The 26904-nt window shown below is 66.1% G+C and carries 27 protein-coding genes and 1 pseudogene; 11 read left to right on the top strand and 17 right to left on the bottom strand.

The window, feature by feature from the left end:
- The 4 genes and pseudogenes from IAQ70_RS06390 to tkt all read right to left on the bottom strand — a co-directional run.
- Positions 1 to 298, bottom strand: a pseudogene (locus IAQ70_RS06390) (glucose-6-phosphate dehydrogenase); the annotation flags it as partial.
- A gap of 16 nt (positions 299 to 314) precedes the next feature.
- Positions 315 to 1949, bottom strand: a complete 1635-nt coding sequence (locus IAQ70_RS06385) for a glucose-6-phosphate isomerase (RefSeq protein ID WP_190988457.1) — start codon at positions 1947 to 1949, stop codon at positions 315 to 317.
- A 6-nt stretch (positions 1950 to 1955) separates the two neighbouring features.
- Positions 1956 to 3071: a transaldolase gene (tal, locus tag IAQ70_RS06380; protein ID WP_190988456.1), complete on the bottom strand. Its 1116-nt coding sequence runs from the start codon at positions 3069 to 3071 to the stop codon at positions 1956 to 1958.
- Positions 3072 to 3094: 23 nt separating this feature from the next.
- Positions 3095 to 5212, bottom strand: coding sequence for a transketolase (gene tkt / locus IAQ70_RS06375; protein ID WP_190988486.1), 2118 nt, complete (start codon positions 5210 to 5212; stop codon positions 3095 to 3097).
- A 504-nt stretch (positions 5213 to 5716) separates the two neighbouring features.
- Between tkt and IAQ70_RS06370 the strand changes: the two genes are divergently transcribed.
- Positions 5717 to 6676, top strand: coding sequence for a heme o synthase (locus IAQ70_RS06370; protein ID WP_190988455.1), 960 nt, complete (start codon positions 5717 to 5719; stop codon positions 6674 to 6676).
- A 345-nt stretch (positions 6677 to 7021) separates the two neighbouring features.
- Here IAQ70_RS06370 and IAQ70_RS06365 read toward each other — a convergent pair whose 3' ends face one another.
- The 3 genes from IAQ70_RS06365 to IAQ70_RS06355 are packed head-to-tail and all read right to left on the bottom strand — an operon-like array spanning position 7022 to position 9706.
- Positions 7022 to 7966: a COX15/CtaA family protein gene (locus IAQ70_RS06365; protein WP_190988454.1), complete on the bottom strand. Its 945-nt coding sequence runs from the start codon at positions 7964 to 7966 to the stop codon at positions 7022 to 7024.
- A 7-nt stretch (positions 7967 to 7973) separates the two neighbouring features.
- A complete protein-coding gene (locus IAQ70_RS06360) occupies positions 7974 to 8744 on the bottom strand; it encodes an ABC transporter permease (RefSeq protein WP_190988453.1) in 771 nt (256 codons plus the stop codon).
- The gene (locus IAQ70_RS06355) at positions 8741 to 9706 is read right to left on the bottom strand and encodes an ABC transporter ATP-binding protein (protein WP_190988452.1); all 966 of its coding nucleotides are present in this window, start codon (positions 9704 to 9706) and stop codon (positions 8741 to 8743) included. Before IAQ70_RS06355 ends, IAQ70_RS06360 begins: the two co-directional genes overlap by 4 nt.
- Positions 9707 to 9818: 112 nt before the next feature.
- Between IAQ70_RS06355 and IAQ70_RS06350 the strand changes: the two genes are divergently transcribed.
- The 6 genes from IAQ70_RS06350 (at position 9819) to IAQ70_RS06325 (ending at position 15012) form a co-directional block, all read left to right on the top strand.
- Positions 9819 to 10652 carry a helix-turn-helix transcriptional regulator gene (locus tag IAQ70_RS06350; RefSeq protein WP_190988451.1) on the top strand — a complete coding sequence of 278 codons (834 nt, stop codon included), beginning with the start codon at positions 9819 to 9821 and terminating at the stop codon, positions 10650 to 10652.
- Positions 10652 to 12115 (top strand): Fe-S cluster assembly protein SufB, encoded by a 1464-nt coding sequence (gene sufB / locus IAQ70_RS06345; RefSeq protein ID WP_190988450.1) that lies wholly within the window; start codon positions 10652 to 10654, stop codon positions 12113 to 12115. Before IAQ70_RS06350 ends, sufB begins: the two co-directional genes overlap by 1 nt.
- Positions 12116 to 12117: 2 nt before the next feature.
- The gene (sufD, locus tag IAQ70_RS06340; RefSeq protein ID WP_190988449.1) at positions 12118 to 13404 is read left to right on the top strand and encodes a Fe-S cluster assembly protein SufD; all 1287 of its coding nucleotides are present in this window, start codon (positions 12118 to 12120) and stop codon (positions 13402 to 13404) included.
- Between the two features lie 17 nt (positions 13405 to 13421).
- A complete protein-coding gene (locus tag IAQ70_RS06335; RefSeq protein WP_190988448.1) occupies positions 13422 to 13781 on the top strand; it encodes a non-heme iron oxygenase ferredoxin subunit in 360 nt (119 codons plus the stop codon).
- Between the two features lie 100 nt (positions 13782 to 13881).
- Positions 13882 to 14667, top strand: a complete 786-nt coding sequence (sufC, locus tag IAQ70_RS06330; protein ID WP_190988447.1) for a Fe-S cluster assembly ATPase SufC — start codon at positions 13882 to 13884, stop codon at positions 14665 to 14667.
- Between the two features lie 12 nt (positions 14668 to 14679).
- Positions 14680 to 15012, top strand: a complete 333-nt coding sequence (locus IAQ70_RS06325) for a metal-sulfur cluster assembly factor (protein ID WP_190988446.1) — start codon at positions 14680 to 14682, stop codon at positions 15010 to 15012.
- A gap of 206 nt (positions 15013 to 15218) precedes the next feature.
- Here IAQ70_RS06325 and ypfJ read toward each other — a convergent pair whose 3' ends face one another.
- The gene (gene ypfJ / locus IAQ70_RS06320; protein WP_190988445.1) at positions 15219 to 16100 is read right to left on the bottom strand and encodes a KPN_02809 family neutral zinc metallopeptidase; all 882 of its coding nucleotides are present in this window, start codon (positions 16098 to 16100) and stop codon (positions 15219 to 15221) included.
- 59 nt (positions 16101 to 16159) lie between these two features.
- Here ypfJ and IAQ70_RS06315 point away from each other — a divergent pair, with 59 nt between their 5' ends.
- Both IAQ70_RS06315 and IAQ70_RS06310 read left to right on the top strand, forming a co-directional pair.
- Positions 16160 to 17563 (top strand): class I adenylate-forming enzyme family protein, encoded by a 1404-nt coding sequence (locus tag IAQ70_RS06315; protein ID WP_190988444.1) that lies wholly within the window; start codon positions 16160 to 16162, stop codon positions 17561 to 17563.
- Positions 17553 to 18737, top strand: a complete 1185-nt coding sequence (locus IAQ70_RS06310; RefSeq protein ID WP_190988443.1) for a thiolase family protein — start codon at positions 17553 to 17555, stop codon at positions 18735 to 18737. The genes IAQ70_RS06315 and IAQ70_RS06310 overlap by 11 nt, the downstream gene beginning before the upstream one ends.
- Before the next feature lie 103 nt (positions 18738 to 18840).
- Here the strand turns inward: IAQ70_RS06310 and IAQ70_RS06305 are convergent, their stop codons facing one another.
- Genes IAQ70_RS06305 through IAQ70_RS06295 form a run of 3 tightly spaced genes read right to left on the bottom strand, consistent with a single transcriptional unit; the run spans position 18841 to position 20811 of the window.
- Entirely contained in the window at positions 18841 to 19464 is a 624-nt protein-coding gene (locus IAQ70_RS06305) for an energy-coupling factor transporter transmembrane component T family protein (protein ID WP_190988442.1), read from the bottom strand.
- Positions 19461 to 20177 carry an energy-coupling factor ABC transporter ATP-binding protein gene (locus IAQ70_RS06300; protein ID WP_190988441.1) on the bottom strand — a complete coding sequence of 239 codons (717 nt, stop codon included), beginning with the start codon at positions 20175 to 20177 and terminating at the stop codon, positions 19461 to 19463. The genes IAQ70_RS06305 and IAQ70_RS06300 overlap by 4 nt, the downstream gene beginning before the upstream one ends.
- Positions 20178 to 20184: 7 nt before the next feature.
- Complete coding sequence (locus tag IAQ70_RS06295; RefSeq protein ID WP_190988440.1) at positions 20185 to 20811, bottom strand: biotin transporter BioY; 627 nt, start codon at positions 20809 to 20811, stop codon at positions 20185 to 20187.
- Positions 20812 to 21093: 282 nt separating this feature from the next.
- Between IAQ70_RS06295 and IAQ70_RS06290 the strand changes: the two genes are divergently transcribed.
- A complete protein-coding gene (locus IAQ70_RS06290; RefSeq protein ID WP_164199838.1) occupies positions 21094 to 22692 on the top strand; it encodes an ABC-F family ATP-binding cassette domain-containing protein in 1599 nt (532 codons plus the stop codon).
- Positions 22693 to 22712: 20 nt separating this feature from the next.
- On the opposite strand, the gene map is transcribed toward IAQ70_RS06290, so the two are convergent.
- From map to IAQ70_RS06265, 5 genes are read right to left on the bottom strand one after another with little or no spacing between them, the layout of a single operon-like run.
- Positions 22713 to 23486 (bottom strand): type I methionyl aminopeptidase, encoded by a 774-nt coding sequence (gene map, locus IAQ70_RS06285; protein WP_190988439.1) that lies wholly within the window; start codon positions 23484 to 23486, stop codon positions 22713 to 22715.
- 43 nt (positions 23487 to 23529) lie between these two features.
- Positions 23530 to 24009 (bottom strand): YbaK/EbsC family protein, encoded by a 480-nt coding sequence (locus IAQ70_RS06280; protein WP_317983596.1) that lies wholly within the window; start codon positions 24007 to 24009, stop codon positions 23530 to 23532.
- Between the two features lie 3 nt (positions 24010 to 24012).
- Positions 24013 to 24906: an SURF1 family cytochrome oxidase biogenesis protein gene (locus IAQ70_RS06275; RefSeq protein ID WP_190988438.1), complete on the bottom strand. Its 894-nt coding sequence runs from the start codon at positions 24904 to 24906 to the stop codon at positions 24013 to 24015.
- Positions 24907 to 25182: a hypothetical protein gene (locus IAQ70_RS06270; RefSeq protein ID WP_190988437.1), complete on the bottom strand. Its 276-nt coding sequence runs from the start codon at positions 25180 to 25182 to the stop codon at positions 24907 to 24909.
- Complete coding sequence (locus IAQ70_RS06265; RefSeq protein WP_190988436.1) at positions 25179 to 25613, bottom strand: DUF3099 domain-containing protein; 435 nt, start codon at positions 25611 to 25613, stop codon at positions 25179 to 25181. The genes IAQ70_RS06270 and IAQ70_RS06265 overlap by 4 nt, the downstream gene beginning before the upstream one ends.
- A gap of 165 nt (positions 25614 to 25778) precedes the next feature.
- Here IAQ70_RS06265 and IAQ70_RS06260 point away from each other — a divergent pair, with 165 nt between their 5' ends.
- On the top strand, positions 25779 to 26501 hold the full coding sequence (locus tag IAQ70_RS06260) for a beta-ketoacyl-ACP reductase (protein WP_190988435.1): 723 nt from the start codon (positions 25779 to 25781) through the stop codon (positions 26499 to 26501).
- Positions 26502 to 26525: 24 nt separating this feature from the next.
- Here the strand turns inward: IAQ70_RS06260 and IAQ70_RS06255 are convergent, their stop codons facing one another.
- A complete protein-coding gene (locus IAQ70_RS06255; protein ID WP_190988434.1) occupies positions 26526 to 26897 on the bottom strand; it encodes a DUF5655 domain-containing protein in 372 nt (123 codons plus the stop codon).
- Positions 26898 to 26904: the final 7 nt, after the last annotated feature.

The following is a 26904-nucleotide window of genomic DNA, read 5'->3' as shown; positions in this document are numbered from 1 at the left end:
GCGTCCGCGCGTAAGCCCGCACGGACTCCTCCACCTGGGCGGCGAACTCCGCATGGCTCCAGCCGCGCCGGCCGAACCCGACCAGCGCGAAACTCGGCGGCAACAAGCCCCGGTTCGCCAGGTCATACACGGCCGGCATGAGCTTCTTCCGGGCAAGGTCCCCGGTCACTCCGAAGAGCACCAACGAGGACGGACCCGCGATCCGGTTCAGGCGGCGGTCCCGCGGATCCCGGAGCGGATTACGGCCCGGCCGTCCGGTACGCAGCCCGGACGTTCTGCCGTTTTCAGTTTCTGGCATGGTTGCTGTGGAACCTTCAGTTGTCGGTGACGGATGCGGAGCGGGAGCCCAGTGCTGCGATGATGCCCTGCAGCTGTGCGACGCCGGCGGCGCGGTCGGTGAGGTGCAGGCGCAGGACCGGGCGGCCGTGGCCGGCCAGGACCTGGGCGTCGCCGGCGGCCTGGGCGGCAATCAGTTCCCCGAAGGTGAAGGGACGGTCCGGGATGGCGAGGTCCTCCGCGGGGGCCGCGGTGACCTGGAGGAAGACGCCGATGGCGGGGCCGCCCTTGTGGAACTGTCCGGTCGAGTGCAGGAAGCGCGGGCCCCAGCCGAACGTGACGGGACGGCCGCTCGCGCCGGCGAGCCGGTCGCGGATGCCTTCCAGCCCGGCGAAGGCCAGCCGGTCAAAGTAGGCCTGGACACTGAGGTAGCTCTCGTCATCGAGGGTCCCGAGGAGGGCGCCCACGGCCTCCTCCGCAGTGGCTGCACCGCGGAGCCAGTCGCCGCCGCGGACCTCGATGGCGCCGTCGACAAACGCGGCCGGCGTGGGTTCGGGCTGGGCATCGAGCAGGCCGCGGGCGGCGACCTTCGCCGCCTCAACGTCAGGCTGGTCGAACGGGTTGATCCCCAGCAGCCGGCCGGCAACGGCCGTCGCGAACTCCCACACCATCATCTGGGTGGCGAGGCCGCCGGCGATGGCCACTTCGTTCTCCCCGAGCTCGACGTCGGCATCCGCGGCGACCAGCCGGACCACCAGGACGTCACCGGCCCCGGAGGTGACCTCCGGGGAGTCGGGGCCGGCCACCACCGGCAGGACGCCGGTGCCCAGCTTGCCCGTGGATTCGGAGATGAGCTGTTCGGCCCAGTCGGCGAAGCCCACAATGCCCGAGCCGTCCTCGGCGATGACAATTTTGTTCCGCAGCGGGTTGGTTCCGCCGAGTGCCGTTCCGAGCGCCAGCCCGATGTTCTCCGGGGCATCGTCATTGAGGATCTCGGCGGCCTCCTCGGCCTCGTCCAGGAAGGCCTGGATATCGACCCCGGCCAGCCCCGACGGGACCAGGCCGAACGCGGTCAGGGCCGAGTACCGGCCGCCGACATTCGGGTCCGCGTTGAACACGGCACGGTAGCCGGCCTCACGCGACGCCTTATCCAGCGGGGAGCCGGGATCGGTGACAATGATGATCCGGCTCTTCGCATCGAGGCCGGCCTCGGTGAAGGCGTGCTCGAAGATCCGCCGCTGGGAGTCGGTCTCCAAAGTCGAACCGGACTTGGACGACACCACAATCGCGGTTTCGGCCAGCCGGTCCGCGAGGGCAGCCCGGACCTGGTCCGGGTCCGTGCTGTCCAGCACAGTCAGCTCGACGCCGGCGGTGCCGGCGATCACCTCGGGAGCCAGCGAGGAACCGCCCATCCCGCACAACACGATCCGGGTCACGCCGTCGGCCCTCAACGCATCACGGAGCTCCAGGATGCCCGGCACCAGGGCCTGCGAGACGGTAGCCGCCTCGACCCAGCCCAGGCGGACAGCAGACTCGGCCTCAGCGTCGGGACCCCACAGGGTATGGTCCTTCGCGAAGATCCGGGTGGCAATACGGTCCGCCACCAGGGCGGGCAGGTGCTGCTCGAGTGCCTGCTGCGCGGCGCCGGTGGCGTCGTAGCTGAGTGTGCTCATAGTGGGTTAGGAAACCTTCCGTGCAGAGGCAAGGGCGGCTTCGACGTCGGCCAGCAGTTCTTTCCAGCTCGCCACGAACTTGTCCAGGCCTTCGGATTCGAGGAGGGCTACAACCTCGTTGTAGGAGATGCCCTGTGCGTCCAGTGCGTCCAGCGTGGCGTTGGCGTCGGCGTAGGTGCCGGAGACGGTGTCGCCGGTGACGACTCCGTGGTCGAACGTGGCGTCGAGGGTCTTCTCCGGCATGGTGTTGACCACGCCCGGGGCGACGAGTTCGGTGACGTACAGGGTGTCGGGGTAGGCCGGGTCCTTCACGCCGGTGGAGGCCCACAGCGGCCGCTGGGGGAGTGCGCCGGCTTCGGCCAGCACCGCCCAGCGCTCGGTGGCGAACTGCTCTTCGTAGACCTGGTACGCGAGGCGGGCGTTGGCGACGCCGGCCTTGCCCTTGAGTGCCTTGGCTTCGTCGGTGCCGAGGGCGTCGAGGCGCTTGTCGATTTCCGAGTCCACGCGGGAGACGAAGAACGAGGCGACGGAGTGGATCGTGGACAGGTCGTGCCCGTTCTCCTTGGCCTGCTCCAGGCCGGACTGGAAGGCGTTGATGACGGCGCGGTAGCGCTCCAACGAGAAGATCAGCGTCACGTTCACGCTGATGCCCTCGGCGAGGGTAGCGGTGATCGCTTCCAGGCCTTCGAGCGTTGCCGGGATCTTGATGTGGACGTTGTCCTTGTTCACCTTCTTGTAGAGGTGCTTGGCTTCGGCGATGGTGCCGGCGGTGTCCCAGGCGAGGCGCGGGTCAACTTCGATGGACACGCGGCCGTCAACACCCTTGGTTGCTGCTGCCACGGGGGCGAACAGGTCGCAGGCGTCGGCGACGTCGGTGGTGGTGATTTCGAAGATGGTCTCCTCGATGGTTGCCCCGGCCGCTGCCTGGGCAGCGATGGTGGCGTCGTAGTCCGAGCCCGAAGTGATGGCTGCGTGGAAGATGGACGGGTTGGTGGTCACACCAACCACGTTCTTCTCTTCGATGAGCTTGCGCAGCGTGCCGGTTTCGAGGCGGCTGCGGGAAAGGTCATCAAGCCAGATGGATACTCCGGCGTCGGAGAGCTGCTGCGTAGGGGTAGTCATGGTGTTATCTCCTGAATTCTGGATTAGGCCTGAAGGCCGGCGAGGGAGTCCTTGGCGGCGGCGGCGACAGCCTCCGCGGTGATGCCGAACTCCTTGAAGAGGCGCTTGTAGTCGGCGGAAGCGCCGTAGTGTTCGAGGCTGATGGAGCGGCCGGCGTCGCCGACGAACTCCCGCCAGCCCAGGGCCAGGCCGGCCTCGACAGAGACGCGGGCCTTGACGGCGGCGGGCAGGACGGACTCGCGGTAAGCCGCGTCCTGCTTGTTGAACCACTCGACGCACGGCATGGAAACCACGCGGGCGGCGATCCCCTCGGCCTGGAGGGCTTCGCGGGCCTGGATGGCCAGCTGGACCTCGGAACCGGTGCCGATCAGGATCACGTCGGCCGGTACGGTGGCGCCGTCCTTGGCCGCTTCTGCAAGCACGTATCCGCCCTTGGCGACGCCGGCAACGGAACCGAAGGTCTCGCCGTCGGCCGTGCCCTCGCCACGTGCGTAGGTGGGGATGTTCTGGCGGGTCAGGACAATGCCCGCCGGGTTTTCGTGGTTCTCCAGCATGGTCTTCCATGCCACGGCGACCTCGTTGGCGTCACCGGGGCGGACAACGTCCAGGCCCACGATGGCGCGCAGGGTGGCCAGCTGCTCTACCGGCTGGTGGGTGGGGCCGTCTTCGCCCAGGCCGATGGAGTCGTGCGTCCACACGTACAGCGAGGGGACACCCATCAGCGCGCCGAGGCGGATGGCCGGGCGCTGGTAGTCGGAGAAGATCAGGAACGTGCCGGAGAAGGCGCGGGTCCGGCCGTGCAGCGAGATGCCGTTCACGATCGACGCCGCAGCGTGCTCGCGGATGCCGAAGTGCAGGACGCGGCCGTACGGGTTGCCGGACCAGGCGTCGGTCTGCTTGGACGCCGGGACGAACGACGGCGAGCCCTCGATGGTGGTGTTGTTGGACTCGGCCAGGTCGGCAGAGCCTCCCCACAGTTCGGGCAGGACCGGGCCCAGTGCGTTCAGGACCTTGCCCGAGGCGGCGCGGGTGGAGACGTCCTTGCCGGCTTCGAAGACCGGCAGGGCGGCGTCCAGGCCTGCAGGCAGTTCGCGGGCCTCAATGCGCTGCAGGAGTGCCGCGCCTTCGGGGTTGGCTGCCTGCCAGGCGTTGAAGGACTCTTCCCATTCCTTGCGGGCAGCGGCGCCGCGGTCAACCACGGAGCGGGCGTGGGCCAGGACGTCCTGGTCGATGTCGAAGGACTTGGCCGGATCGAAGCCCAGGACCTTCTTGAGGCCGGCCACTTCCTCTGCGCCCAGGGCTGAACCATGGATCTTGCCGGTGTTCTGCTTCTTCGGGGCCGGGTAGCCGATGATGGTGCGCAGCGAGATGATGGACGGCTTGGAGGTCTCAGCCTTCGCCGCGAGCAGCGCGGAGTAGAGCTCCTGCACGTCTTCGACGTATTCGCCGGTCTTGGTCCAGTCCACGCGCTGGGTGTGCCAGCCGTAGGCCTCGTAGCGCTTCAAGACATCCTCGGTGAAGGAGATGTCGGTGTCGTCCTCGATGGAGATGTGGTTCTCGTCGTAGATCACCACGAGGTTGCCCAGTTCCTGGTGCCCGGCCAGCGAGGAAGCCTCGGACGTGACGCCTTCCTGCATGTCGCCGTCGGAGGCGATGACCCAGATGGTGTGGTCGAACGGGCTGCTGCCCTCGGCAGCATCGGCGTCGAAGAGGCCGCGCATCCGGCGCTGCGAGTACGCGAACCCGACCGAGGAGGCAAGGCCCTGGCCCAGCGGACCCGTGGTGATCTCCACACCCGCGGTGTGCTTGTACTCGGGGTGGCCCGGCGTCAGGGAATCCCAGGTACGCAGCGCTTCCAGGTCCTTCAGTTCCAGGCCGTAGCCGGAGAGGAACAGCTGGATGTACAGGGTCAGCGAGGTGTGGCCGGGAGAGAGGATGAAACGGTCACGTCCCAGCCAGTCCGGGTTGCGCGGGTCGTGGCGCATGAGCTTCTGGAAGAGAAGGTACGCGGCCGGGGCCAGGCTCATGGCCGTACCGGGGTGGCCGTTGCCGACCTTCTCCACAGCGTCTGCGGCCAGAACACGGGCTGTGTCCACCGCGCGCTGGTCCAAGCTGGTCCATGACAGTTCTTGCTCTTCCAAATGTGGCACGAAAACCGGGCCCCTCTCTATGCTGATGGCGGCACGGCCGATCCCGTCCTGGCACGCTGAGGCGCCGCTGCGGTGTGTACCAGCCGTTCACCATCGAAACGTGGATCTGTAACTCAGACACTAACCGACGGGAACGCGGTTTCCGCCGCGTCTTTCGGTGTGCTGATCTGGTGACAGCTTAGCTCTATTCCATTCTGCGGGCAGCGCAAATCTCACGTTTTGGACGCAATTTCGCTTTATGTGAATGAGTGTTCCGTGAGGTTGAGTTAATCTGCTCGAATCGGACTGCGAGCAATCATCTGGGCCTATTACGCGGGGATCTGTTGCAAATGCGCACGGTATGCTATTTGGAGGCCGACGCCGGCTGGCCGTGCCCTTCGGGGGCTGCGGGCCAGCGGTACTGCCGGGACCCTTGACCTATGACATTGGCGGGTGCCAGGGCAAACGGCCGCGAGATCCAGCTGCACTGACAGACAGAACTGCCAACAAGAACGGGTGACTGCCACCGTGAGCACAACCGATACGCCGCTAAATGCTGCCCCCGCCCGAGGGAGGGCCGGGCTGGCCCGAAAGGCCAAGGCGTATTTCGCCCTCACCAAACCGCGCGTCATAGAGCTGCTGCTCGTCAGTACGTTGCCCACCATGATTTTCGCCGAGCGCGGCTTCCCGTCGATCGGACTGATCCTGGCCACGCTGGTGGGCGGCGCTTTTGCCGCCGGAAGTGCCGGGGCGTTCAATTGCTACTTTGACCGCGACATCGACAAATTGATGCACCGCACCGAAAACCGGCCCCTGGTCACCGGCGAAGTGACTCCGCGTGAGGCGCTGATCTTCTCCTGGCTGCTCGGTGTGGCCGCCATCGCCATTCTCTGGGTCGGGGCCAACCCCCTGGCCGCATGGCTCGGGGTAGCCGCGATTTTCTTCTATGTGGTCATCTACACACTGATCCTCAAGCGCCGCACCGCACAGAACATCGTGTGGGGCGGGGCTGCGGGCTGCTTCCCGGTGGTGATTGCGTGGGCGGCCGTCACGGAAAGCGTGGAGTGGCCGGCCATCATCCTGTTTATGGTGATCTTCCTGTGGACTCCGCCGCACTACTGGCCCCTGTCCATGCGCTACGGCGAGGATTACCGCAACGCCAACGTCCCCATGCTCGGCGCCATCGCCGGCGCCAAGGTGGTTTCGGTCCAGGTTGTTCTCTACGCGTGGGCCATGGTGGCCTGCTCGCTGCTGATGGTCCCCGCAGGCGGCGCCGGCTGGGTCTACACCGTGACGGCCGTCCTGGCCGGGGCCTGGTTCCTCTACGAGTCGCATGCCCTGTACAGCCGGGCGCAGCGCGAAGACATCCAGGACAAGCGCGCCATGAAGGTGTTCCACGGCTCCATCAGCTACTTGACCCTGCTGTTCATCGCCCTGGCAGTGGATCCGTTCATCGGGTCCGCCATCATCGGCTAATACCGCCCAACGCCCCACGGACGCTCTCTCACTTAACGCGGGTTTAGGGCGAACGCTCTCTCACTTAACGCGGGTTCATAGCGAACGCTCTCGCAGTACATGCGGGAGTCTTAGGGACCCTCTCTCACCACCGGTGAGGGAGGGTCCCTTTGTCTCTGCAGCAGGTGGCAGCAGGTGGTAGAGCGTTCCTCAGTATGCTGCAGGGACTGAGAGAGCGTTCCTGATTTCCCTGCATCAAGTGATAGAGCGTTCCTCCATATGCGCAGGAAGTGACAGAGGGTTAACGGGGAAGTGCCACGGTTCTAGGAACCGTGGCACTTCGCCTCCGCGAGGCTAGGGGCGGGGCTACTTTGTGGGGCTGGAACGCGCGACGTCGGCGGCGTTCGTTGAGGCGCTCATCAACAGTGCCGCGCCCAGCATGTGCGCACCCACCAGCAGGGCGGGAATCCCGTTGTAGTACTGCGTGAAGCCGATGACCGCCTGCAGCAGCGTGACAGCCAGCAGCAGGACAGTTGCCGTCCTGAAGGAGCCACGTATCCGGCGGGCAAACACCAGCACCAGCGCGAACAGGGTGCCGGCCGTGACCAGGTAGGCCGGTACGGCATGGATGTGGGAGAACAGGTCCCAGTCCAGCCCGTTGCGCGGCGCGTCCGCATCTCCGGCGTGCGGACCGGCGCCGGTTACCACCACGCCCAGGATGACGGCCGCTGCCGAGAATAGCGCGACGGCGGCGGTCACCGGGCGCAGTACGCCCGGCAAGGCAGGCAGTAAGACGGTGGCAAAACGTCCGGTCCGCCCATAGGCCCGGTTAACGAGCAGGGTTGCGATGACCACCAGCGCCATGGACACCAGGAAGTGCAGGCCCACCACCCAGGGATTGAGGTTGGTCAGGACGGTAATGCCGCCGATCACCGCCTGTGCCGGGATGCTGGCCAACAGGCCCAATGCCAGCAGGAACAGGTCGCGGCGCTCCTTGCGCAGGTTCCACAGGTACACCAGCATCAGCACGGCGATTGCAGCCAGGGCGAAGGTCAGGAGCCGGTTGCCGAACTCGATGAACCCGTGGATACCCATCTCAGCGGTGTTGACCAGGGAGGTGTCGGTGCAGCGCGGCCAGGTGGGGCAGCCCAGCCCGGAAGCGGTCAGCCGGACCGCCCCGCCGGTGACCACCAGCAGGGTCTGGCCAACGAGTGAGGCCACGGCAAGGCGCCGTACGCGGGCGTCGACGGTACGGGGCAGGCGCGACGTCAGGCGGCCGGCAAACTCAGGAAGGCGTGAAGCCGTGCTCACGGATATCTCAATTCCACTTGAACCAACGGATGGCTGCTGCCCCGGCAAGGACTGTCCAGATCAGCAGTATGAGGGCAGCACCAAAATTAACGGTGCCGAAGAGGAAGGCCTCGCGCAAGGCCGCACCCAGTGCGCCCGACGGGAGGTAATGCACGATTCCCTGGACGACGGCGGGAAGCCGATCGGCGGGAATCACGATGCCGCCCAGCGCGCCGAGCAGGATCCACAGCAGGTTGGTGATGGCCAGGGTGGCCTCGGGCCGGACAGTGCCGGCAACCAGCAGCCCGAGCGCGGTGAACGCCGCTGCCCCCAGGACCAGCAACGTCAGGCCCGGCAACCAGCCGGCCGCGGGCGGACTCCAGCCGAGGGGCAGTGCCACCGCCGTGATGACGGCGACCTGAAGCGCGAGCACGGTCAGCACGGCCAGGACCTTGCCCGCAATAAGGCCGGGACGGCCCAGGGGCGTGGTGGAGAGGAATCGAAGGACCCCGTACCTGCGGTCGAACCCGGTGGCGATGCCCTGGCCGGTGAAGGCAGTGGACAGTGCGCAGAGCGCCAGGATGCCGGGGACCGCGATGTTGATGCGGCTGCCGCCGAGTCCGTCCAGGAGCGGTGTAACGGTTAGGCCCACCAGGGCAAGCAGCGGCAGGACCACCGCGAGGATAAGCTGCTCGCCGTTCCTGAGCATGGCGACGGCTTCGTATTTGCCTTGGAGCAGGATGCGGCGGGGGAGGGTCGCGGGGGACTGACGCACGACGGCGCCGGGAGTGGCGGTCATCGGATTTCCTTTCCCGAAACATCCAGGAAGACGTCTTCGAGGCTTCGCGCCGCGAGGCTAAGCGATGTGGGCATCACCCCGTGGGCGGCCCACCACGTTGTGAGGGCGGCCAGATCCTGGGGTGTGAGCGGCCCATTGGCAACATAGCTGCCGGCGCGTGTTTCGCTGACGGTAATGGTCTCGGGGAGGACCCCGGTGAGGTTAAGCCCGGCTTCGGCTTCGAAGAGGAGAGTGCGGATGTGCTCGCCGGACTCGACGGCGGGCTTCCGCTGGAGAAGCTGCGCAACGGTACCTTCCGCGACGTTCCGGCCGGCGTCGATGATGTAGACGTAGTCGGCCAGCCGCTGCGCGTCGTCCATAAGGTGGGTGGTGAGGATGATTCCCATGCCGGCGTCCCGCAGCTCGGCAATGAGCTCAAAAACCAGCTGGCGCGACTGGGGGTCCAGTCCGGCGCTGGGCTCGTCCAGGAAAAGGACCTCAGGATTGCCGATGAGTGCCGCGGCCAGAGCCAGCCGCTGCTTCTGGCCGCCGGAGAGCCGGCGCACCGACGTCCTGGCAAAGGAATCAATGCCGAGCCGTTCAACAAGTTCGTCAACCGAACGCGGACGGGCGTACATCCCTGCAATGTGGCGCAGGAGCGGAATGGGCCTGGCCGACGGCGGGAGCCCGCCGTCCTGAAGCATCAGACCAACACGGGAGCGCAGGTCTGCCCCCGAACGGCCGGGATCCTGTCCCAGCAGCGAAATGGTTCCACCGCTGCGTGACTGGAGACCCTGGGCGCATTCGATGGTGGTAGTTTTTCCTGCGCCGTTGGCGCCCAGCAGGGCAGTCACCTGGCCGCGTTCGGCAATGAGGGAGACTCCGCTCACCACCCGGAGCATCTTTCCATCCAGGCTGGCCAGCGGGCCAACATCTTTAATTAACCCGCTGATGGACAGAACCGGGGATTCGGGCGTTCGCACCCCAGCATTCTACGGGATGTAGTACTTCGACCGTTGCCCGGGCCCGGCACAGGTCAGCCTCGCCTTACTGGAACGGGGGAGTAAATTACGACATGATTGTGTTGTGTATTCCATGACCAACGCTACTGCCGTGCCCGTTGCCGGGCACGGAGCGCCGCACACCGCCCCGGACCGCGGCCACGTCGCCGTTTCGCCGGCGGCGGACCCTGACGAGCGTACCCGGGACCGCGTGCTGGGTGCCGTTCTGGAGCACGGCCCCATCAGCGCCGCGGAACTGGGCGACATGCTGGGCTTCACACCCGCCGCTGTCCGAAGGCACCTTGACCACCTGGACCGCAGCGGCGTCATCGAAGTTAAACGCGTTGCCAAAGCCGGCGCGGGCGCGGGACGCCCTGCACGCCGCTACGTCCTGAGCTCCCAGGGCCAGTCCACCCTCGGCAACGACTACCTCGACATCGCCACCCTGGCGCTCAAGCAGCTCCAGGAAGTGGCGGGCGACGACGCCGTCCGCGCGTTCGCCGTCGAGCGTTTCGCGGACATGGAACGCCGCTACGCGCCCGAAATTGAACAGGCCGGTACGGACATCACTGCCCGGGCTCAAGCATTGTCGGCAGCCCTGAGCCGGGACGGCTTTGTGGCGTCGGCTGCCTCCATCGAGGCCAAGGCCCCGCTGCCGGCGGCACTGTCCAGCGTTCAGCTGTGCCAGGGGCACTGCCCCATCCAGCAGCTTGCTGCCCATTTTCCTGTTTTCTGCGACGCGGAGACCGAAGTGTTCTCCCGGCTGGTGGGCGTTGACGTACGCCGTCTGTCCACCCTGGCGCGCGGCGGTCACGTCTGCACCACCCACATACCCACAGGCCGGCTGGCTGCCGGCGGACCCCAGGTCCCGCCGGCAGCCCCCGCCAGCCTGAATGAAGTAACCAACCATCAGCAAGAAAGGCCGTGATGACGGACCAACTATCAGAGAAAGCGGTAGCCGAAGACACTGTGATCTCGGAGATTCTGGAAAAGAATCCCGAGCTCCACGGCATCGGCACCTACGAGTACGGCTGGTCCGACAAGAACGACGTCGGCGCCAACGCCCGCCGCGGTATCAATGAAGAAGTCGTCCGTGACATCTCGGCCAAGAAGAGCGAGCCGGAATGGATGCTCGATCTTCGGCTCAAGGGCCTGAAGTACTTCGACCGCAAGCCCATGCCCACCTGGGGTGCAGACCTCTCCGGCATCGACTTCGACAACATCAAGTACTTCGTGCGTTCCACCGAGAAGCAGGCCACCAGCTGGGAGGAACTGCCCGAGGACATTAAGAACACGTACGACAAGCTCGGCATCCCCGAGGCCGAAAAGCAGCGCCTGGTTTCCGGCGTCGCCGCCCAGTATGAGTCCGAGGTCGTCTACCACCAGCTGCGTGAAGACCTTGAACGCCAGGGCGTGATCTTCCTCGACACTGACACCGCGCTGCGGGAACACCCGGAGATCTTCCAGGAATACTTCGGCACCATCATTCCGGTGGGCGACAACAAGTTCGCCTCACTGAACACGGCTGTGTGGTCCGGCGGCTCCTTTGTGTACGTCCCCAAGGGCGTCCACGTGGACATCCCGCTGCAGGCATACTTCCGCATCAACACGGAAAACATGGGCCAGTTCGAGCGGACCCTGATCATCGCCGATGAGGACTCCTACGTCCACTACATCGAAGGCTGCACCGCCCCGATCTACACGTCGGACTCACTGCACTCCGCCGTCGTGGAAATCATCGTGAAGAAGGGCGCCCGCGTCCGTTACACCACCATCCAGAACTGGTCCACCAACGTGTACAACCTGGTGACCAAGCGTGCCATCTGCGAAGAGGGCGCCACCATGGAGTGGGTCGATGGAAACATCGGTTCCAAGGTCACCATGAAGTACCCGGCCGTTTACCTCGTGGGCGAGCACGCCAAGGGCGAGACCCTGTCCATCGCCTTTGCCGGCGCCGGCCAGCACCAGGACACGGGCTCGAAGATGGTCCACATCGCACCGAACACCAAGAGCTCCATCATCTCCAAGTCCGTAGCCCGTGGCGGCGGCCGTGCTGCCTACCGCGGCCTGGTCCAGGTCCGTGAAGGCGCCAAGCACTCTGCCAACACCGTCCGTTGCGATGCGCTGCTGGTAGACACCATCAGCCGTTCGGACACCTACCCGTACATCGACATCCGTGAGGATGACGTGGTGATGGGCCATGAAGCAACTGTTTCCCGGGTCAGCGAAGAGCAGCTCTTCTACCTGATGTCCCGCGGCATGCGCGAAGACGAGGCCATGGCGATGATCGTCCGTGGCTTCATCGAGCCCATCGCCCGCGAACTCCCGATGGAGTACGCACTCGAGCTGAACCGCCTGATTGAACTGCAGATGGAAGGGTCCGTCGGATAACGATGACTGAAATCACTACTGAAAAGGCCCGCATCGGCGCGCCCTCGGCCCAGCCGTTTATTAACGGTTTCACGGAGGAAGGCGAAAGCCTGTCTCCGATCAATTCGGCCACTTCCAAGGCCCCGCTGGCCGGCGAAGCGGTCAAGAGCCACTCGCACGGCGGCGGCGTCGGCATTCCGGACAGCTCACGCGCCGGCCGGCTGACCTCGTACAACCTGGCGGACTTCAAACCGCTGACCGGGCTCGAAGAGGACTGGCGGTTCACCCCGCTCAAGCGCCTGCGCGGCCTGCACAGCGAGGTACTCGCGGGTGCTGCCCCCACCGTCACCGTCAGCGGTCCTGACCGGGTGACGGTGGAGACCGTGGCCCGCGATGACAAGCGCATCGGTTCTGCCGGCATCCCGGAGGACCGCGTGTCCGCCAATGCCTGGGAGAACTTCAGCGAAGCCACCGTCCTCACCATCCCGGCGGAGTTTGAAGCAGACGCCGAGATCACCGTTGTGATCGAGGGCACCTCAACGGTCGCAGCCGCCCAGCACCTGGTGATCGTGGCGGAGAAGTTCTCCAAGTCCGTTGTCGTCCTGGACCACCAGGGCTCAGCCGTGGTGTCCGAGAACATCGAAATCGTGGTTGAAGACGGCGCGGACCTCACCGTTGTCTCGCTCCAGGAATGGAACGAGGACGCCGTGCACGCCTCCTCGCAGCAGGCAAAGATCGGCCGCGACGCCAAGCTCAAGCACGTGGTGGTCAGCCTCGGCGGGGACCTGGTCCGCGTCACGCCGTCGGCCCGTTTCACCGCTCCCGGCGGTGAAGCGGAAATGTTCGGCCTGTACTTCGCCGATGCCGGCCAGCACCTTGAGCAGCGCCTGTTCGTTGACCACGCAGTGGCCAACTGCACCTCGAACGTGCTGTACAAGGGTGCGCTGCAGGGCCGCAACGCCCATGCCGTGTGGGTGGGCGACGTCCTGATCCGCAAGGAAGCCGAAGGCACCGACAGCTACGAGGCCAACCGCAACCTGCTGCTCACGGACGGTGCCCGCGCCGACTCGGTTCCCAACCTGGAAATCGAAACCGGCCTGATCAAGGGAGCCGGCCACGCCAGCGCCACCGGTCGCCTGGACGACGAGCACCTGTTCTACCTGCAGGCCCGCGGCATCCCCGAAGATGTCGCCCGCCGGCTCGTGGTCCGTGGCTTCCTGCACGAAATCATCCAGCAGATCAAGGTACCGGCCCTCGAAGAGCGGCTGACCGAGGCTGTTGAGCGCGAACTCGCCGTAACGAACAACTAGAGGGCGCGGACCTACAGATGACTGACCAGCCAAAGGGCGAACTTGTCTGCAAGACGGATGAAATCCAGCTCAAGCAGGCGCTGCGGATCCTGATCGACGACTACCCGGTAGCCATCGTCAAGGATTCGATGGGAGAAATCCACGCCATCGGGGACACCTGCTCGCACGCGGACATCTCCCTGTCCGAGGGCGAAGTGGAGGGATGCATGATCGAATGCTGGGGCCACGGCTCCCAGTTCGACCTGCGCAGCGGCGAGCCGCTCCAGCTGCCCGCCTACGATCCCGTCCCGGTGTTCGCCGTCGAAATTGTCGGCGACGAGGTTTACGTGGACTTCACCAACGTCCTCAACGGAGCCGAAGCCCCGAACTTCAGCTAGCAGCATCCCCGGTGCCAGCCGGACCCAAGCAACAGAACCAAACTTCCAGATACAGACCGCACCGCCGCCGAAAGGCCCGGTGCAGAGGAGAACAAGACATATGTCTACTCTTGAGATCAAGGACCTGCACGTCAGCATTGACACGGAGCAGGGCACCAAGGAGATCCTGAAGGGCGTCAGCCTGACCATCAAGACCGGCCAGACCCACGCCATCATGGGCCCCAACGGTTCCGGCAAGTCCACCCTGGCGTCCACCATCGCCGGCCACCCGCGCTACAACGTCACCAGCGGCACCATCACCCTCGACGGCGAAGACGTTCTGGCGATGAGTGTTGACCAGCGCGCCCGCGCCGGCGTCTTCCTGGCCATGCAGTACCCCGTGGAGGTCCCCGGTGTCAGCATGACCAACTTCCTGCGCACCGCCAAGACCGCCATTGACGGCGAAGCACCCAAGCTGCGCACCTGGACCAAGGAAGTCAAGGACGCCATGGGCAAGCTGCGCATCGACGCCGACTTCGCCCAGCGCAACGTCAACGAAGGCTTCTCCGGCGGCGAGAAGAAGCGCGTGGAGATCCTCCAGCTGGAGCTCTTCAAGCCCAAATTCGCCATCCTGGACGAGACCGACTCCGGCCTGGACGTCGACGCCCTGAAGGTTGTCTCCGAAGGCGTCAACCGCGCCCACGCCGAAGGCAACATGGGCACGCTGCTCATCACGCACTACACGCGGATCCTGCGTTACATCAAGCCTGACTTCGTCCACGTGTTCGTTGACGGCCAGGTTGTCGAAGAGGGCGGCCCGGAACTGGCTGACCGCCTTGAAGAAGAAGGCTACGACCGTTACGCCACGGGCGCCGGCGCAGCCACCATCGCTGCAGCACAGGCCTAGTTAGGACTTGCCATGACCGAAATCAAAGCGGCCCAGACGGGCCTCGAGGATATCGAAGAGGCATTGAAGGACGTCATCGACCCCGAGCTCGGCGTGAACATCGTTGACCTGGGGCTGCTGTACGGCTTGAAGTACTCCGACGACGACGGCGCCCTGCTGATCGACATGACCCTCACCACGGCCGCCTGCCCGCTCACCGACGTGATCGAGGAGCAGGTAGGCCAGGCCCTGGACGGCGTTGTGGATGACTGGCGCCTGAACTGGGTTTGGATGCCGCCGTGGGGTCCGGAACGGATCACGGACGACGGCAAGGACCAGATGCGGGCCCTCGGCTTCAACATCTGAGTCCCCACCGCCTCCCTAACCTCGCTGCGCTCGGCCAGGGAACCCTAGCGGCGGAGGCCCCTGTTAGCAGTACGACGGCGGCCGGTCACCTTCGCACAGAAGGTGACCGGCCGTCGTCGTTCTGTCATCCATTGCTCCGTAACTGCCCTTTTGACCCCTGAATACGGCAGTTACGGAGCAATCGATGGAGCCGGAGTGCGATGGAGCTAGAGGTTGGCAGCCGAGAACGTGTCGCACTGGTTGATGTCGCCACTCTGGTAGCCCGTGTAGAACCACTTCTGCCGCTGTTCGCTGGAGCCGTGGGTCCAGGCTTCGGGAGAGACGCGCCCGGTGGCCGCCTTCTGGATCCGGTCATCGCCAACTGCCGAGGCCGCTGACAAGGCGTCGTTGAGGTCCTGCTGGGTGATCGGCTCCAGGAAGGGCTGCCCGTCCGGTCCTGCCTGGGTTGATGCGTGCCGCACCCAGAGGCCGGCGTAGCAGTCAGCCTGCAATTCAGACCGGACGGCGCCTGACTCCGGTCCCTGTGGGTCCTGCTGGGCACGGTCCAGGTAGCCCAGCACGTTTTGCACGTGGTGTCCGAATTCGTGCGCCACCACATACTCCTGGGCCAGGGGTCCGCCGGAGGAACCGAACCTGTCCACGAGTTCCTGGAAAAAGCCCGGATCGAAGTAGGCTGTGGTGTCCGCCGGGCAGTAGAACGGGCCCACCGCACTGGACGCGGTGCCGCAACCGGTACTGACGCCGTTGTCGAAAATGATCGTTTTAGGCTGCGGGTACTGCACCCCGTAGTCCTTCAGATATGCCGGCCAGAACGCGTTCAGGCTGTTGACCGTCCCCGTGATCCGGCAGTCCAATCGGGCGTCCGCGTCCGCGCCTGTTTTGCACGCCGGTGCCGTGCCCTGGCTTTGGTCAGGGGTACCTGCCCCGCCGGTAAGGCCCTCCAGCAGGGCGGGGTTAACGCCGAGCAGGGCAGCGATGAGCAGGATGAGCCCGCCCCCGATGCCGCCGCCGACTTTGACGCCGCGGCCCATGCCGCGACGGTCCTGCACCTGCGATGGGTCCAGCTGGACGTTGTCATTGAAGCTCATGAAGTCACAATAGCCCTTGCCGGAGCCGCGGAAGCGGGTCCCGCCGGTAAAGTTGAGTGATGCCTTTTCTCGACAAAATCCAGCGCTGGGCCGAAGAGCGCCCCCATGACACTGCGGTCGTGGTTGCGGGCCGCCGTATGCGCTGGGCCGAGCTTCGCGATGCCGCCACAGCGGCCATCCCGGGCACAGCAGCTGTCACCGTCCTGGCCGAGAACAACTCGGTGGGCTTTGCTGTCCGGTTCGCCGCGGCACTGGCCGGGGAGCGTCAGTGCGCCGTGCTGGATCCCGACTGGCCGGAGGGACTCCGCCAGGAGATCAGGGAACGGATCGACGCAGCAGCCCGGGCCGGCGTGGTCTCCGCGGCGGATGCGCTGGCTGACGGGCGGCCGGAATCGACGTTCCTGATCGGCCTCACCTCCGGCACCACGTCCGTGCCCAAGGCCTTCACCCGGTCACGGCACTCCTGGCGCGAATCCTTCGAGGCCTCCATCGAGTTCTTTGGCCTGCGCCAGGACGACGTGACGCTCGCCCCCGGACCCCTCGCGGCCAGCCTTAACCTTTATGCCTTGGCCGAGTGCCTGTATGCGGGCTCGGAGTTCCAGACGCTGGAGGGTTTCGACGTCGGCGACGTCCACGCCGCCATCACGCACGACGGCGTCACCCGCCTGGTGCTTGTGCCCACCATGCTGCGGTTGCTCAGTGAGCGCGGCCTCGCAGGCGGTGTGGACGCCGCCGGATTGCGGGCCATCATCTGCGCCGGCTCAAAGCTTGATGCACGCACGCTCGAAGCCGCGCGCCGTTGGGCGCCCAACGCCACCATCTATGAGTACTACGGAGCGTCGGAACTGAGCTTTGTGTCCGGCGTGGGGCTGCCCGCCGGGAAGCTCGACGCCGGCGGCACCGGAATCGGCCGCGCGTTCCCTGGCGTGGAGGTCCGGATCCTCGACGACGGCGGTTCCGACCTGCCCGATGGCGAAATCGGCAACATCTGCGTCCGCAGCGGCATGGTGAGCAACGGCTACTTGTGGGGTGACGACGGCCAGGCGCTCCGTTCCTTCGGCGGCTTGCTCACGGTGGGGGACCAGGGGTATCTTGCCGACGGTGAGCTGCACATCCTCGGCCGGCGCGCGGACATGATTCTCACCTCAGGGAAGAATGTTTACCCGCATGAGGTGGAGCTCGCGCTGGCGTCCGTCCCCGGAGTGGCGGCGGCGATTGCAGCCGGGATGCCCGACGACCTCCGGGGCCAGCGCGTGGTGGCGGGCGTGGTTCCGGCCCACGGCGGCATCAGCGCAACGCAACTGAAGGCCGGCATCGAAAACATCCTCTCGCGTGACAAACGGCCGGTGCAATATTTTGCCCTGACCGAGCTGCCCACCACTGACCGCGGCAAAATCAGCCGGAACATCCTGCTGGAATGGATCGGATCCCGTGACACGAGGGTGCGTCAACTTGACCGCTGACGTGCTGCCGGCAGACCGGCAACCCGTGATCATCGCGGCCCGGCGCACGGCGGTCTGCCGGGCCAACGGTTCACTCAAGAACCTCAGGGCGCACCAACTGCTGGCGCCTGTCCTGGAACAGCTCCTCACCGACAGCCGCCTCTCCCCGGACACCGTGTCCGATGTGGTGATTGGCAACGCTGTGGGCGGCGGCGGCAACGTGGCCAGGCTGGCCCTGCTGGAAGCCGGACTTCCCGTCAGCGTCCCTGGCTTGACCGTTGACAGGCAGTGCGGATCGGGCCTTGACGCGATCGTCCTCGCAGCCAGGCTGGTGGCCGCGGGCGGAAACCCTGTGTACCTCGCCGGGGGAGTGGAAAGTATCAGCACCGCTCCTCTCCGCGCGTACCGGAACGACGACGGCGAACCTGACTTTTTCGCGCGGGCCCAGTTTGTGCCGCACAGCTTCGGCGATCCGGACATGGGAGTGGCTGCGGAGAACGTGGCGGCCCGCTTCGCGGTGAGCCGGCAGCGGCAGGATGACCTCGCCTTCCGCAGCCACCAGCGCGCCCTGGCCGCGGCGGCGGCAGGCCGTTTCAGCGGCGAGATCACCCCGCTGGAGACGCCGGCGGGAACCGTCGGCACGGACGACGGACCGCGGCGGGGGCTCAACGCGGCAGTCCTGGCGCGGTTCCCCGCTGCCTTCGTGGCCGGCGGAACTGTTACCGCCGGGAACTCATGCTTCGACGCGGACGCCGCCGCCGCCGTCGTGATCACTTCCTTGCAGCGTGCCCGGGAACTCGGCGTGGCCGACGGACTCCTGGTGTTGGCTACCGATACGGCGGGTGTGGACCCCGAGCTGCTGGGCATCGGCGCGGCGGTTGCCGCCGAGCGCCTGCTGGCGGCCCGGGGAATTTCTGCGGCCAGGGTGGACCTGGTGGAGTTCAACGAAGCTTTCGCTTCGCAGGCGCTGGCTTGCCTGGACCAGCTGGGCCTCGATCCGGAGCGGGTGAACCTCGACGGCGGTGCGCTGGCGCTGGGCCATGCCTACGGAGCGTCGGGAGCGGTGCTGGTGACCCGGCTGCTGGCCCAGTCGCGGCGTGCCGGGAACCACGGTTCCCTGGCGCTGGCCCTGATCAGTATTGCGGGCGGCATGGGGACTGCGGCGCTGCTGCGCTACGAGGCCATCACCGGCTGAGCCCTGCCAGCAATCGGGTACAACGGCGGATCGAGGGGTGACGTCTCGCCGCTAAGGACCCGCCGTAGCGGCGAGACGTCGCCGCTCGACGGCGGGGGGACACTTAGTCCTCCGCCTCACCGAGTCCCCGGGCGGCCAGTGCCTCGCCGGTCTGCCGTGCATACGCCACGGTGGTGATAAACACCGGCAGCACGAGCGCCCGCGGATTCCGTTCCAGCCCGCGTGCCCGGGCGGAATCCCGCACGTCGGCGAAGGCCCCGGCGATGTACGGAATGCTCCGCAGCATCACGCCGATGGTCAGCGCGAAGCGCTCGGGGTCGGCACCGAAGCGCCGGAAGGGCGTAGCCAGGGACACCACGCCGTCCAGCAGGCGCTGCATGGGGGTGGTGGCCGTCAGGAGGGACGCCGCCACCACGCACACCAGGATGTTCAGGACAATACGGGCCGCGGTGGGTCCGCCGAGCTGCCACCACTGGAACAGGCCGATGACCAGGAGGACCGCCAGCAGGGGCCGGACGGCAGCCAGGAGCCGGCGCGGGCCCGCTCCGGTCAGCAGGAACAGGCCGGACATCACGGCGAGGACGGCGGCGGACACCAGCCAGTCCACCACCAGGAATGACGCCAGGCCGCAGCCCACCACCAGCAGGAACTTCAGGGCCAGCGGCGCCCGGTGGATGACGGAATTGCCGGGGACGTAGTTGGCGAGCAGGAAGCCGTGCCCTCTCACGGCGCGGCCAGCCCGGCCGCGCACAGTGCCCGGTATGTTTCCACGGCAGCCGCCGGGCCGCCGTCGAACACTACGCGGCCCCCCTCAACCACCAGCACACGGTCCATTTCCAGCGCCAGGTCAAGGTCGTGCGTGGACATGATGATCTGCTGCCCGAGGCCGGACAGCGTGCGGCGGAGCAGTTCGCGGTTCCGCAGGTCCAGCAGGGTGGACGGCTCATCGAGCACCAGCACCGACGGGTCCACGGCCAGCACGGCGGCCAATGCCATGAGCTGGCGTTCGCCGCCGGAGAGCTCGTAGATGCTCTGGTCTGCGAGGCCCAGCAGCCCGAAACGGTCCAGCGCGGCCTCGGCCAGGCGCCGGCGTTCCGTCCCGTTTCGGACAGAACGCCGCAGCGACAGTTCGACATCCTCGCGCCCTGTCGGCATGACCAGCTGCGAGAGCGGATCGGTAAAGACGAACCCCACCTGCCGGCGGACGGCCCGCACCGCCCGGACGGTATCGGCGCCGTCTACGGTCACGGTGCCCGACGTCGGCTGGACCAGTCCGTTGACCAGCCGCAGCAGCGTTGACTTGCCGGATCCGTTGGCGCCGATCACGCCGATGCGCTGTTCGGTCAGCTCCAGGGTGACGTCGGCCAGCAGCGTCTTGGGCTCCGGCCGGCTGTCGACGGCAACTGCCACGGACGCGTGCCGGAAGGAAATGGTTGCCACGTGCGGGCTACTTAATCCGCTTGACCCGGCGGACCAGCAGGTCGGGGAAAGCGCGGTGCAGGGCGACGGCGATCACCGCGGCGACGGTGTTCTTGATGATATCGCCGGGGTAGAAGACCAGGTCGGCCAGGAAAGCCTCGCCAAGGGTCGCCTTCGAGTTCACCGCCATGCCCACAACGCCGAGGGTGTGCACCAGGGTGATGCTGGTCACCGTCGCGGCGAGGAAGAACCACAGTGCGCGGGCCCGTGACGTGCGCCGGATGACGATGGTGGCAAGCCAGCCCACCAGGGCCGCGGCGAGGGGGAAAGCGATGATGTAGCCCGCCGAAGGGCCGGCCAGGATGCCGAGGCCGCTGCGGCCCTGGCTGAAGATCGGCAGGCCTGCGAGCCCCAGCAGAGTGTAAAGGCCGACGGCGGCGAAGCCGCGGGCGGGGCCGAGCATCAGCCCGGTGAGCATCACCGCGAGGGTCTGGAAGGTGATGGGAACGCCGAATACGTTGGCCGAGATGCCCGGAACCAGCGCGGCACCGGCAACGAGGGCGGCGAAGACGGCGATCAGGCCGAGGTCGGTGGCATCCCAACGGCTGCGTGCGGAGGAGGCGGGGCCGGTGACGGCAGTGTCAGTCTGGCTCATGGGTAGTCCTGTCGGTGGTTGTACAAACGAAGCATGGGGATGATCCTGACGTTACCGGCCGCCGTCGGACGCTTTTTTGTAGGGGACCTACTAAGCGGGTGCCGGTGGTCTGAAGGCTGGGTACAAAGGCCGGCGTAACCGCGTCGCCGTGGCCGCGGTTACGGGCCGAAGCTGGGGCCGGTAGACTTGGACAGGCCGTTCTGTCCGGCCATTCTGCCCGGCTGCTCCAGACACCATCCGTAGAGCTGCGGCGTTTCCCTGTTGTGAAAGGCCTTACCTGCTGTGATTACTGTCCAGGATCTTGAACTGCGCGCCGGCGCCCGGCTCCTCATGGACCAGGTGAGCTTCCGCATCGACAAGGGCGACAAAATCGGCCTCGTGGGCCGTAACGGGGCAGGCAAGACCACCCTCACGCGTGTCCTCGCCGGCGAAGGCCTGCCGGCAGGCGGCAAAGTCACCCGCACGGGCGAGATCGGCTACCTCCCGCAGGATCCCCGCACCCCGGACATGGAACAGCTCGCCCGCGACCGCATCCTGGCGGCCAGGGGCCTGGACATCGCCGTCGGCAAGCTCCGCAAGGCGCACGACGAAATGGCCAGCGAGGACGCCGACGTCCAGCGCAAGGCCATGAACCGCTACGACCGGCTGGAATCCGAATTCCTGGCGGCCGGCGGCTACGCGGCCGAGGCGGAAGCTGCCGCGATCTGCTCCAACCTGGCCCTGCCGGACCGGATCCTCAACCAGCCGCTGAAGACCCTCTCCGGTGGCCAGCGCCGCCGTGTCGAACTGGCCCGGATCCTCTACTCGGACGCCGAGACCATGCTCCTCGATGAGCCAACCAACCACCTTGATGCGGACTCCATCGCGTGGCTGCGCGAATTCCTCAAGAACCACCAGGGCGGCCTGATCGTGATCAGCCACGACACCGAACTGTTGGAAGCCACCGTCAACAAGGTCTTCCTGCTCGACGCCAACCGTGCGCAGATCGACTTCTACAACATGGACTGGAAGCGCTACCTCACCCAGCGCGAAACCGACGAGCGCGCCCGCAAGCGTGAACGCGCCAACGCTGAGAAGAAAGCCCAGGTCCTCTTCGACCAGGCCAACAAGATGCGCGCGAAGGCGACCAAGGCTGTCGCGGCGCAGAACATGGCCAAGCGGGCAGAGCGCCTGCTCAGCGGACTGGAAGCTGTCCGCGAGAACGACCGTGTGGCCGCCCTGCGGTTCCCGGACCCGTCGCCCTGCGGCAAGACCCCGCTCACCGCGGAAGGCCTCAGCAAGTCCTACGGGTCGCTTGAGATCTTCACGGACGTGGACCTCGCGATTGACCGCGGCTCCAAGGTTGTCATCCTGGGCCTGAACGGCGCCGGCAAGACCACGCTTCTGCGGATGCTCGCCGGCGTCGACAAGCCCGACACCGGTGAAGTTGTGGCCGGCCATGGCCTGAAGGTTGGGTACTACGCCCAGGAGCACGACACCCTGGACGTGAACCGGACCGTGCTGGAGAACATGCGCTCCTCCGCCCCGGACATGAAGGACGCTGAAGTCCGCGGCATCCTCGGCTCGTTCCTCTTCTCCGGCGACGACGTTGAGAAGCCCGCCGGCGTCCTCTCCGGTGGTGAGAAGACCCGCCTGGCCCTCGCCACCATCGTGGCATCCAGCGCCAACGTGCTCCTCCTCGACGAGCCCACCAACAACCTTGACCCGGCCAGCCGCGCCGAAATCCTGGGCGCGCTCCGCAACTACAGCGGCGCCGTCGTCCTGGTCAGCCACGACGAGGGCGCCGTCGAAGCCCTCAATCCTGAGCGCGTGGTGCTGCTCCCTGACGGGGTCGAGGACCACTGGAACGAAGACTACCTGGACCTGATTACGCTGGCCTAGGCATGGGCCCTGGGCCTGGGCTAGGCGCCGGGCAGCGTAAGGATTTCTGCGCCGTCGTCGGTGATGGCAATAGTGTGCTCAGTGTGTGCCGTCAGGCAGCCCGTGGCGCTTCGGAGCGTCCACCCGTCGGCGTCGGTCACGAGTTCAGCGGTGTCGGCCATCACCCAGGGTTCAAGTGCGAGGAGGAGCCCGGGACGCAGCTTGTATCCGCGGCCCGGCCGTCCGGTGTTGGGAACGTGCGGGTCCTGGTGCATCGTTGATCCGATGCCATGACCCCCGAATTGGGTGTTGATTGGGTAGCCGGCCTCGCTGAGGACCGCCCCGATTGCATAGGAGATATCGCCGATGCGGGCACCGGGTTTGGCGGCGGCTATCCCTGCGCTCAAGGCGCGCTCGGTCGCGTTGATCATGGCCACGCTCTCGGCGGCCTTTGAGTCGCCCACAATGAAGCTGATGGCAGCGTCTGCGGCGACTCCGCCCTGGGAGACGGCAAGGTCAAGAGTCAGCAGGTCGCCGTCGGCAAGCGAGTAGTCGCGTGGCAGTCCGTGGAGCACGGCGTCGTTCACGCCCGTGCAGATGTAGTGTCCGAACGGTCCGCGTCCGAAGGACGGCGCGTAATCGACGTAACACGAGACGGCGCCGGCCTCGAGGATCATGTCCTTGGCCCACCTGTCGATGTCCAGAAGGTTGGTGCCCACCGTGGCACGGCCCTTCAGCGTCTGCAGGATGTCAGCGACCAGCGTCCCTGTCTCTTTTGCCCGGCTGACCTCGGTGGGGTTCAGGATCTCGATCATGTGGTGCCTTCCTCTAGCCCACGGCAGCTACGTTGCAATCTACTTACCGCACCTTGAGTTCCTGGGCTGCAGTAATGAGTTTTAGCTCCTCGTAGGTGATGCTGAACATCGAATTGTGGTCACCTGCACCGGCCCAGAGGACGGGATGGGCGGCCAGGGACTCGTCCAGGACGGTTTGGATCTTTACCGGATGGCCTATCGGGGCGACGCCGCCCACCTCCTGCCCGGTATGTTCCAGCACGAAGTCCGAGGTGGCGCGCCGAATTTTTCCTTCTCCCAAATGCTTGGCTACCAAGGCGGTGTCCACCCTGGCCGCGCCGCTGGCGAGAATCAGGAGCGGGGCGCCGTCGAGCGTGAACACCAGGCTGTTGGTGATCGCCGCGACGTCGCAGCCCAAAACGGCGGCCGCGGCAGCCGCGGTTGGGACCTTCGTACCGAAGACCCGAACCGTGTCCCGGAGGCCTAACGTGATGAGCGCCAGCTTGACGTTGGCCACGGGCGTGGGCACTTTCCGGAGCTCCACGTTTCAGTACCCCTGCGCGTCCAGGAGTGCGTCTTCCTCTTCTTCAGACGTGGCGTGCTTACGTTTGCGGGTCACGGGCGCACGACGGCGGGCTGCCGCGGCAGCGGAGTGGACCGGGCTGCCCGAATCGCGCGACCCGTCCTCATTTTCGTCCTCATCTTCGGCGTCGATAGCGGCGTTGCGGGCCTGCTGCCGGGCTGCATAGCCGAAACCAACAAACATCAGCACCCCGAACGCGAACCACTGCAGCGAATAGGACAGGTGCGTACCCTCCTCCGTGGCCGGTTTCGGGAACGGGAACGGCGTGTCGGCCGGGGCCGGCGATTCAGACGCCAGCTGGCCGTAAGCGCCGGTGAGCACGGGGTACGGCAGCTGGTCGGCATAGGTGGGCAGGTCGATGGAGGCGAGCTGGCCTTCGGGCGCGCCGCGGTCCAGTTTAGGCTCGCCATGCTTCAGCCGGACAACCGCTGTCACGGGTCCGGATGGGGGTGCGGGGATGGAATCCGGGCTGCCCGGGTTCTTGTTGCCGATGGGCAGCCAGCCGCGGTCAATCACCACGGTCTGGCCGGACTCAAGCTGGAACGGGACAACCACCTCGTACCCGGGCTGCCCGTTCAGTGGACGGTTGCGGACAATCCGCTGGCCGTCCACGTCGTAGGTGCCCTTGAGTTCCACCTGCGTCCATTCCTTGGCCGGGTCCAGGCCGGAAAATTCTTCCCTGGCCTGGTCGAAGGAGATGGGCGTGGCCGAATAATTGGTGAGGACGCGGTTGATCTCAGCCAGGGTCTCGGCGCGGCGGTCCATCTGCCACCTGCCCAGGAACACACAGGCGGTGGCGAAAATGGCGGCAAGCAGGAGGTAACCCATCCACTTGCTGGAAAAGAGAAAGCGGTACATTCAGCCGTCCTGCCCCACCGGCGCCTGGCCGGACTCGTGCCCCGAACCCAGGACGACCGTTTCCTTCCACAGGCCGCGGACCTGCAGGTAGTCCTCCAGCCAGTCGCGGTGCTCCGCGCAGGCCAGCCAGATCTTGCGGCGCTCCGGGGTGTGGATCTTGGGATTGTTCCACAGCAGCTGCCACGAGGCTTCCGAGCGGCACGCCTTCCGGGAGCACATGGCAGCCGTGGCCGGCGGGGGACCGGCGGTCCCTGCGGCCAGGTCGAAAATGTTCATGAAGCGCGCCGTTCCTGTCCATGCGTTGGTTCGTCGTCGTCATCAATGAGTTCGCCCTTGAGCACGGCTGACGGTTCATCTTCCTGCTCCGACTGCCAAACAGGGCTTTCCAACTCAGCCAGAGGAGCGTAGTCGAGAAGCGAGTCGCTGTGGACTTCTGCTTTGTCGCTGCCGTTGGCGATGACCACCGCAATCCACGGGAGGAATACCGCGCCGGCCACCATGACTAGCTTGAACCACCCGTCCACCACAAAAATGAGGATGAGGCAGACCATGCGGATTCCCATGGCCAGCGCATACTTCACCATGCGCCGGTGCATGTCCTCGGAGTGGGCTGTGGCGGCGTCCGTAATGCTGTGGACTGCAGTATCGCCGGAGAACCGCGGGGGGTTTCCGGGCACGAACTGTCCAGCATTGTTTTCAGGGGTCACGGCTGTTTGATCACGCTCCAAAGGCTTGCCTCCATTCTCCCACTATCGGCAGAAGCACCCAAACCTATCCGCAGAAGCACCCCAACGGAGGCTAAGATCGGAGGCAGTAAAAATCCCACCCGTTTCTACAGCGGTGCTACCTGCCGCAGAATCCCGGAGCGTCCTATGTCTGAAGCCACCACCCCCCGCAGCGTCCTGATCACCGGAGGCAACCGCGGCATCGGGCTGGCCATCGCTGAAGCCTTCGTGGCCAACGGCGACAAGGTGGCTGTCACGTACCGGAGCGAGTCCCGGTTGCCGGCAGGAATCCTGGGCGTAAAGGCCGATGTCACCGATGAAGCATCCGTGGACGCGGCCTTCACAGAGGTGGAAGCAGCCCACGGTCCGGTGGAGGTGCTGGTGGCGAACGCCGGGATAACCAAGGACACCCTTCTGCTGCGGATGAGCGAGGACGACTTCACCTCGGTGATTGACACCAACCTCACTGGCGCGTTCCGTGTCATCAAGCGGGCATCCAGGGGCATGATTCGGATGCGGAAAGGCCGCGTGGTTCTGATTTCCTCCGTATCCGGGCTGTATGGGGCCCCGGGCCAGATCAACTACTCCGCTTCCAAGGCCGGGCTCGTGGGCGTGGCCCGCTCCCTGACCCGCGAGCTTGGCTCGCGCGGCATCACCGCCAATGTTGTGGCGCCCGGCTTCATCAACACGGACATGACGGCCGAGCTTCCGGAAGCAACCCAGAAGGATTACCTCTCCAGCATCCCGGCCGGCCGTTTCGCGGAAGCTTCGGAGGTGGCGAACGTGGTCCGATGGGTAGCCAGCGACGAAGCTGCCTACATCTCCGGGGCCGTCATTCCGGTCGACGGCGGCCTCGGAATGGGCCACTAACTCCGTCCGCGGGACCGGCAAGACTCAGGCGGCCGCGTCGAACGCCTCCCTGAGCCAGCCCGCGACTTCTTGGTCCAGTTCTCTCGCATCACGCAGTTCGAGGTGGTGCATCCAGACGTCGGCGGAGGGCTGCACCACTTCCTTGAACCGGTCCGAGTCCAGCCGCCGGGGCAGGGCTATTGAGAGGACCGCCGGAACATCCGTCTTGAGGTGCTGGCGCGGATTCCACACCCAGGCAAAGGCACGCCTATGCCTGAAGGCCACCTGGCTGATGGTGGTGCGGTCCGTTGCTGACACGGTGGCTTTGATGTAGTCCCGTACCGCGAGGCACAGCTCCAGGCCCTCGGGCGAATTGCGGAATAGGTCCTGCGGTGTGGATGGCGTGCCGCCTGTCATGGTGTGA

Source organism: Pseudarthrobacter sulfonivorans, assembly GCF_014712225.1.
GTDB lineage: Bacteria > Actinomycetota > Actinomycetes > Actinomycetales > Micrococcaceae > Arthrobacter > Arthrobacter sulfonivorans.
The sequence above is the reverse complement of the archived record's forward strand: the minus strand, read 5'-3'. Positions and strand labels throughout refer to the sequence as shown.

Excerpts from the sequence above, each read along its gene's own strand:
- tal (WP_190988456.1), bottom strand. The coding sequence starts at position 3,071 with ATGACTACCCCTACGCAGCAGCTCTCCGACGCCGGAGTATCCATCTGG.
- sufB (WP_190988450.1), top strand. The coding sequence starts at position 10,652 with ATGACGGACCAACTATCAGAGAAAGCGGTAGCCGAAGACACTGTGATC.
- IAQ70_RS06275 (WP_190988438.1), bottom strand. The coding sequence starts at position 24,906 with ATGTACCGCTTTCTCTTTTCCAGCAAGTGGATGGGTTACCTCCTGCTT.
- IAQ70_RS06350 (WP_190988451.1), top strand. The coding sequence starts at position 9,819 with ATGACCAACGCTACTGCCGTGCCCGTTGCCGGGCACGGAGCGCCGCAC.
- IAQ70_RS06295 (WP_190988440.1), bottom strand. The coding sequence starts at position 20,811 with ATGAGCCAGACTGACACTGCCGTCACCGGCCCCGCCTCCTCCGCACGC.
- map (WP_190988439.1), bottom strand. The coding sequence starts at position 23,486 with ATGATCGAGATCCTGAACCCCACCGAGGTCAGCCGGGCAAAAGAGACA.
- IAQ70_RS06385 (WP_190988457.1), bottom strand. The coding sequence starts at position 1,949 with ATGAGCACACTCAGCTACGACGCCACCGGCGCCGCGCAGCAGGCACTC.
- ypfJ (WP_190988445.1), bottom strand. The coding sequence starts at position 16,100 with ATGAGCTTCAATGACAACGTCCAGCTGGACCCATCGCAGGTGCAGGAC.
- IAQ70_RS06335 (WP_190988448.1), top strand. The coding sequence starts at position 13,422 with ATGACTGACCAGCCAAAGGGCGAACTTGTCTGCAAGACGGATGAAATC.
- IAQ70_RS06270 (WP_190988437.1), bottom strand. The coding sequence starts at position 25,182 with ATGAACATTTTCGACCTGGCCGCAGGGACCGCCGGTCCCCCGCCGGCC.
- IAQ70_RS06360 (WP_190988453.1), bottom strand. The coding sequence starts at position 8,744 with ATGACCGCCACTCCCGGCGCCGTCGTGCGTCAGTCCCCCGCGACCCTC.
- IAQ70_RS06260 (WP_190988435.1), top strand. The coding sequence starts at position 25,779 with ATGTCTGAAGCCACCACCCCCCGCAGCGTCCTGATCACCGGAGGCAAC.
- sufC (WP_190988447.1), top strand. The coding sequence starts at position 13,882 with ATGTCTACTCTTGAGATCAAGGACCTGCACGTCAGCATTGACACGGAG.
- sufD (WP_190988449.1), top strand. The coding sequence starts at position 12,118 with ATGACTGAAATCACTACTGAAAAGGCCCGCATCGGCGCGCCCTCGGCC.
- IAQ70_RS06325 (WP_190988446.1), top strand. The coding sequence starts at position 14,680 with ATGACCGAAATCAAAGCGGCCCAGACGGGCCTCGAGGATATCGAAGAG.
- IAQ70_RS06255 (WP_190988434.1), bottom strand. The coding sequence starts at position 26,897 with ATGACAGGCGGCACGCCATCCACACCGCAGGACCTATTCCGCAATTCG.
- IAQ70_RS06315 (WP_190988444.1), top strand. The coding sequence starts at position 16,160 with ATGCCTTTTCTCGACAAAATCCAGCGCTGGGCCGAAGAGCGCCCCCAT.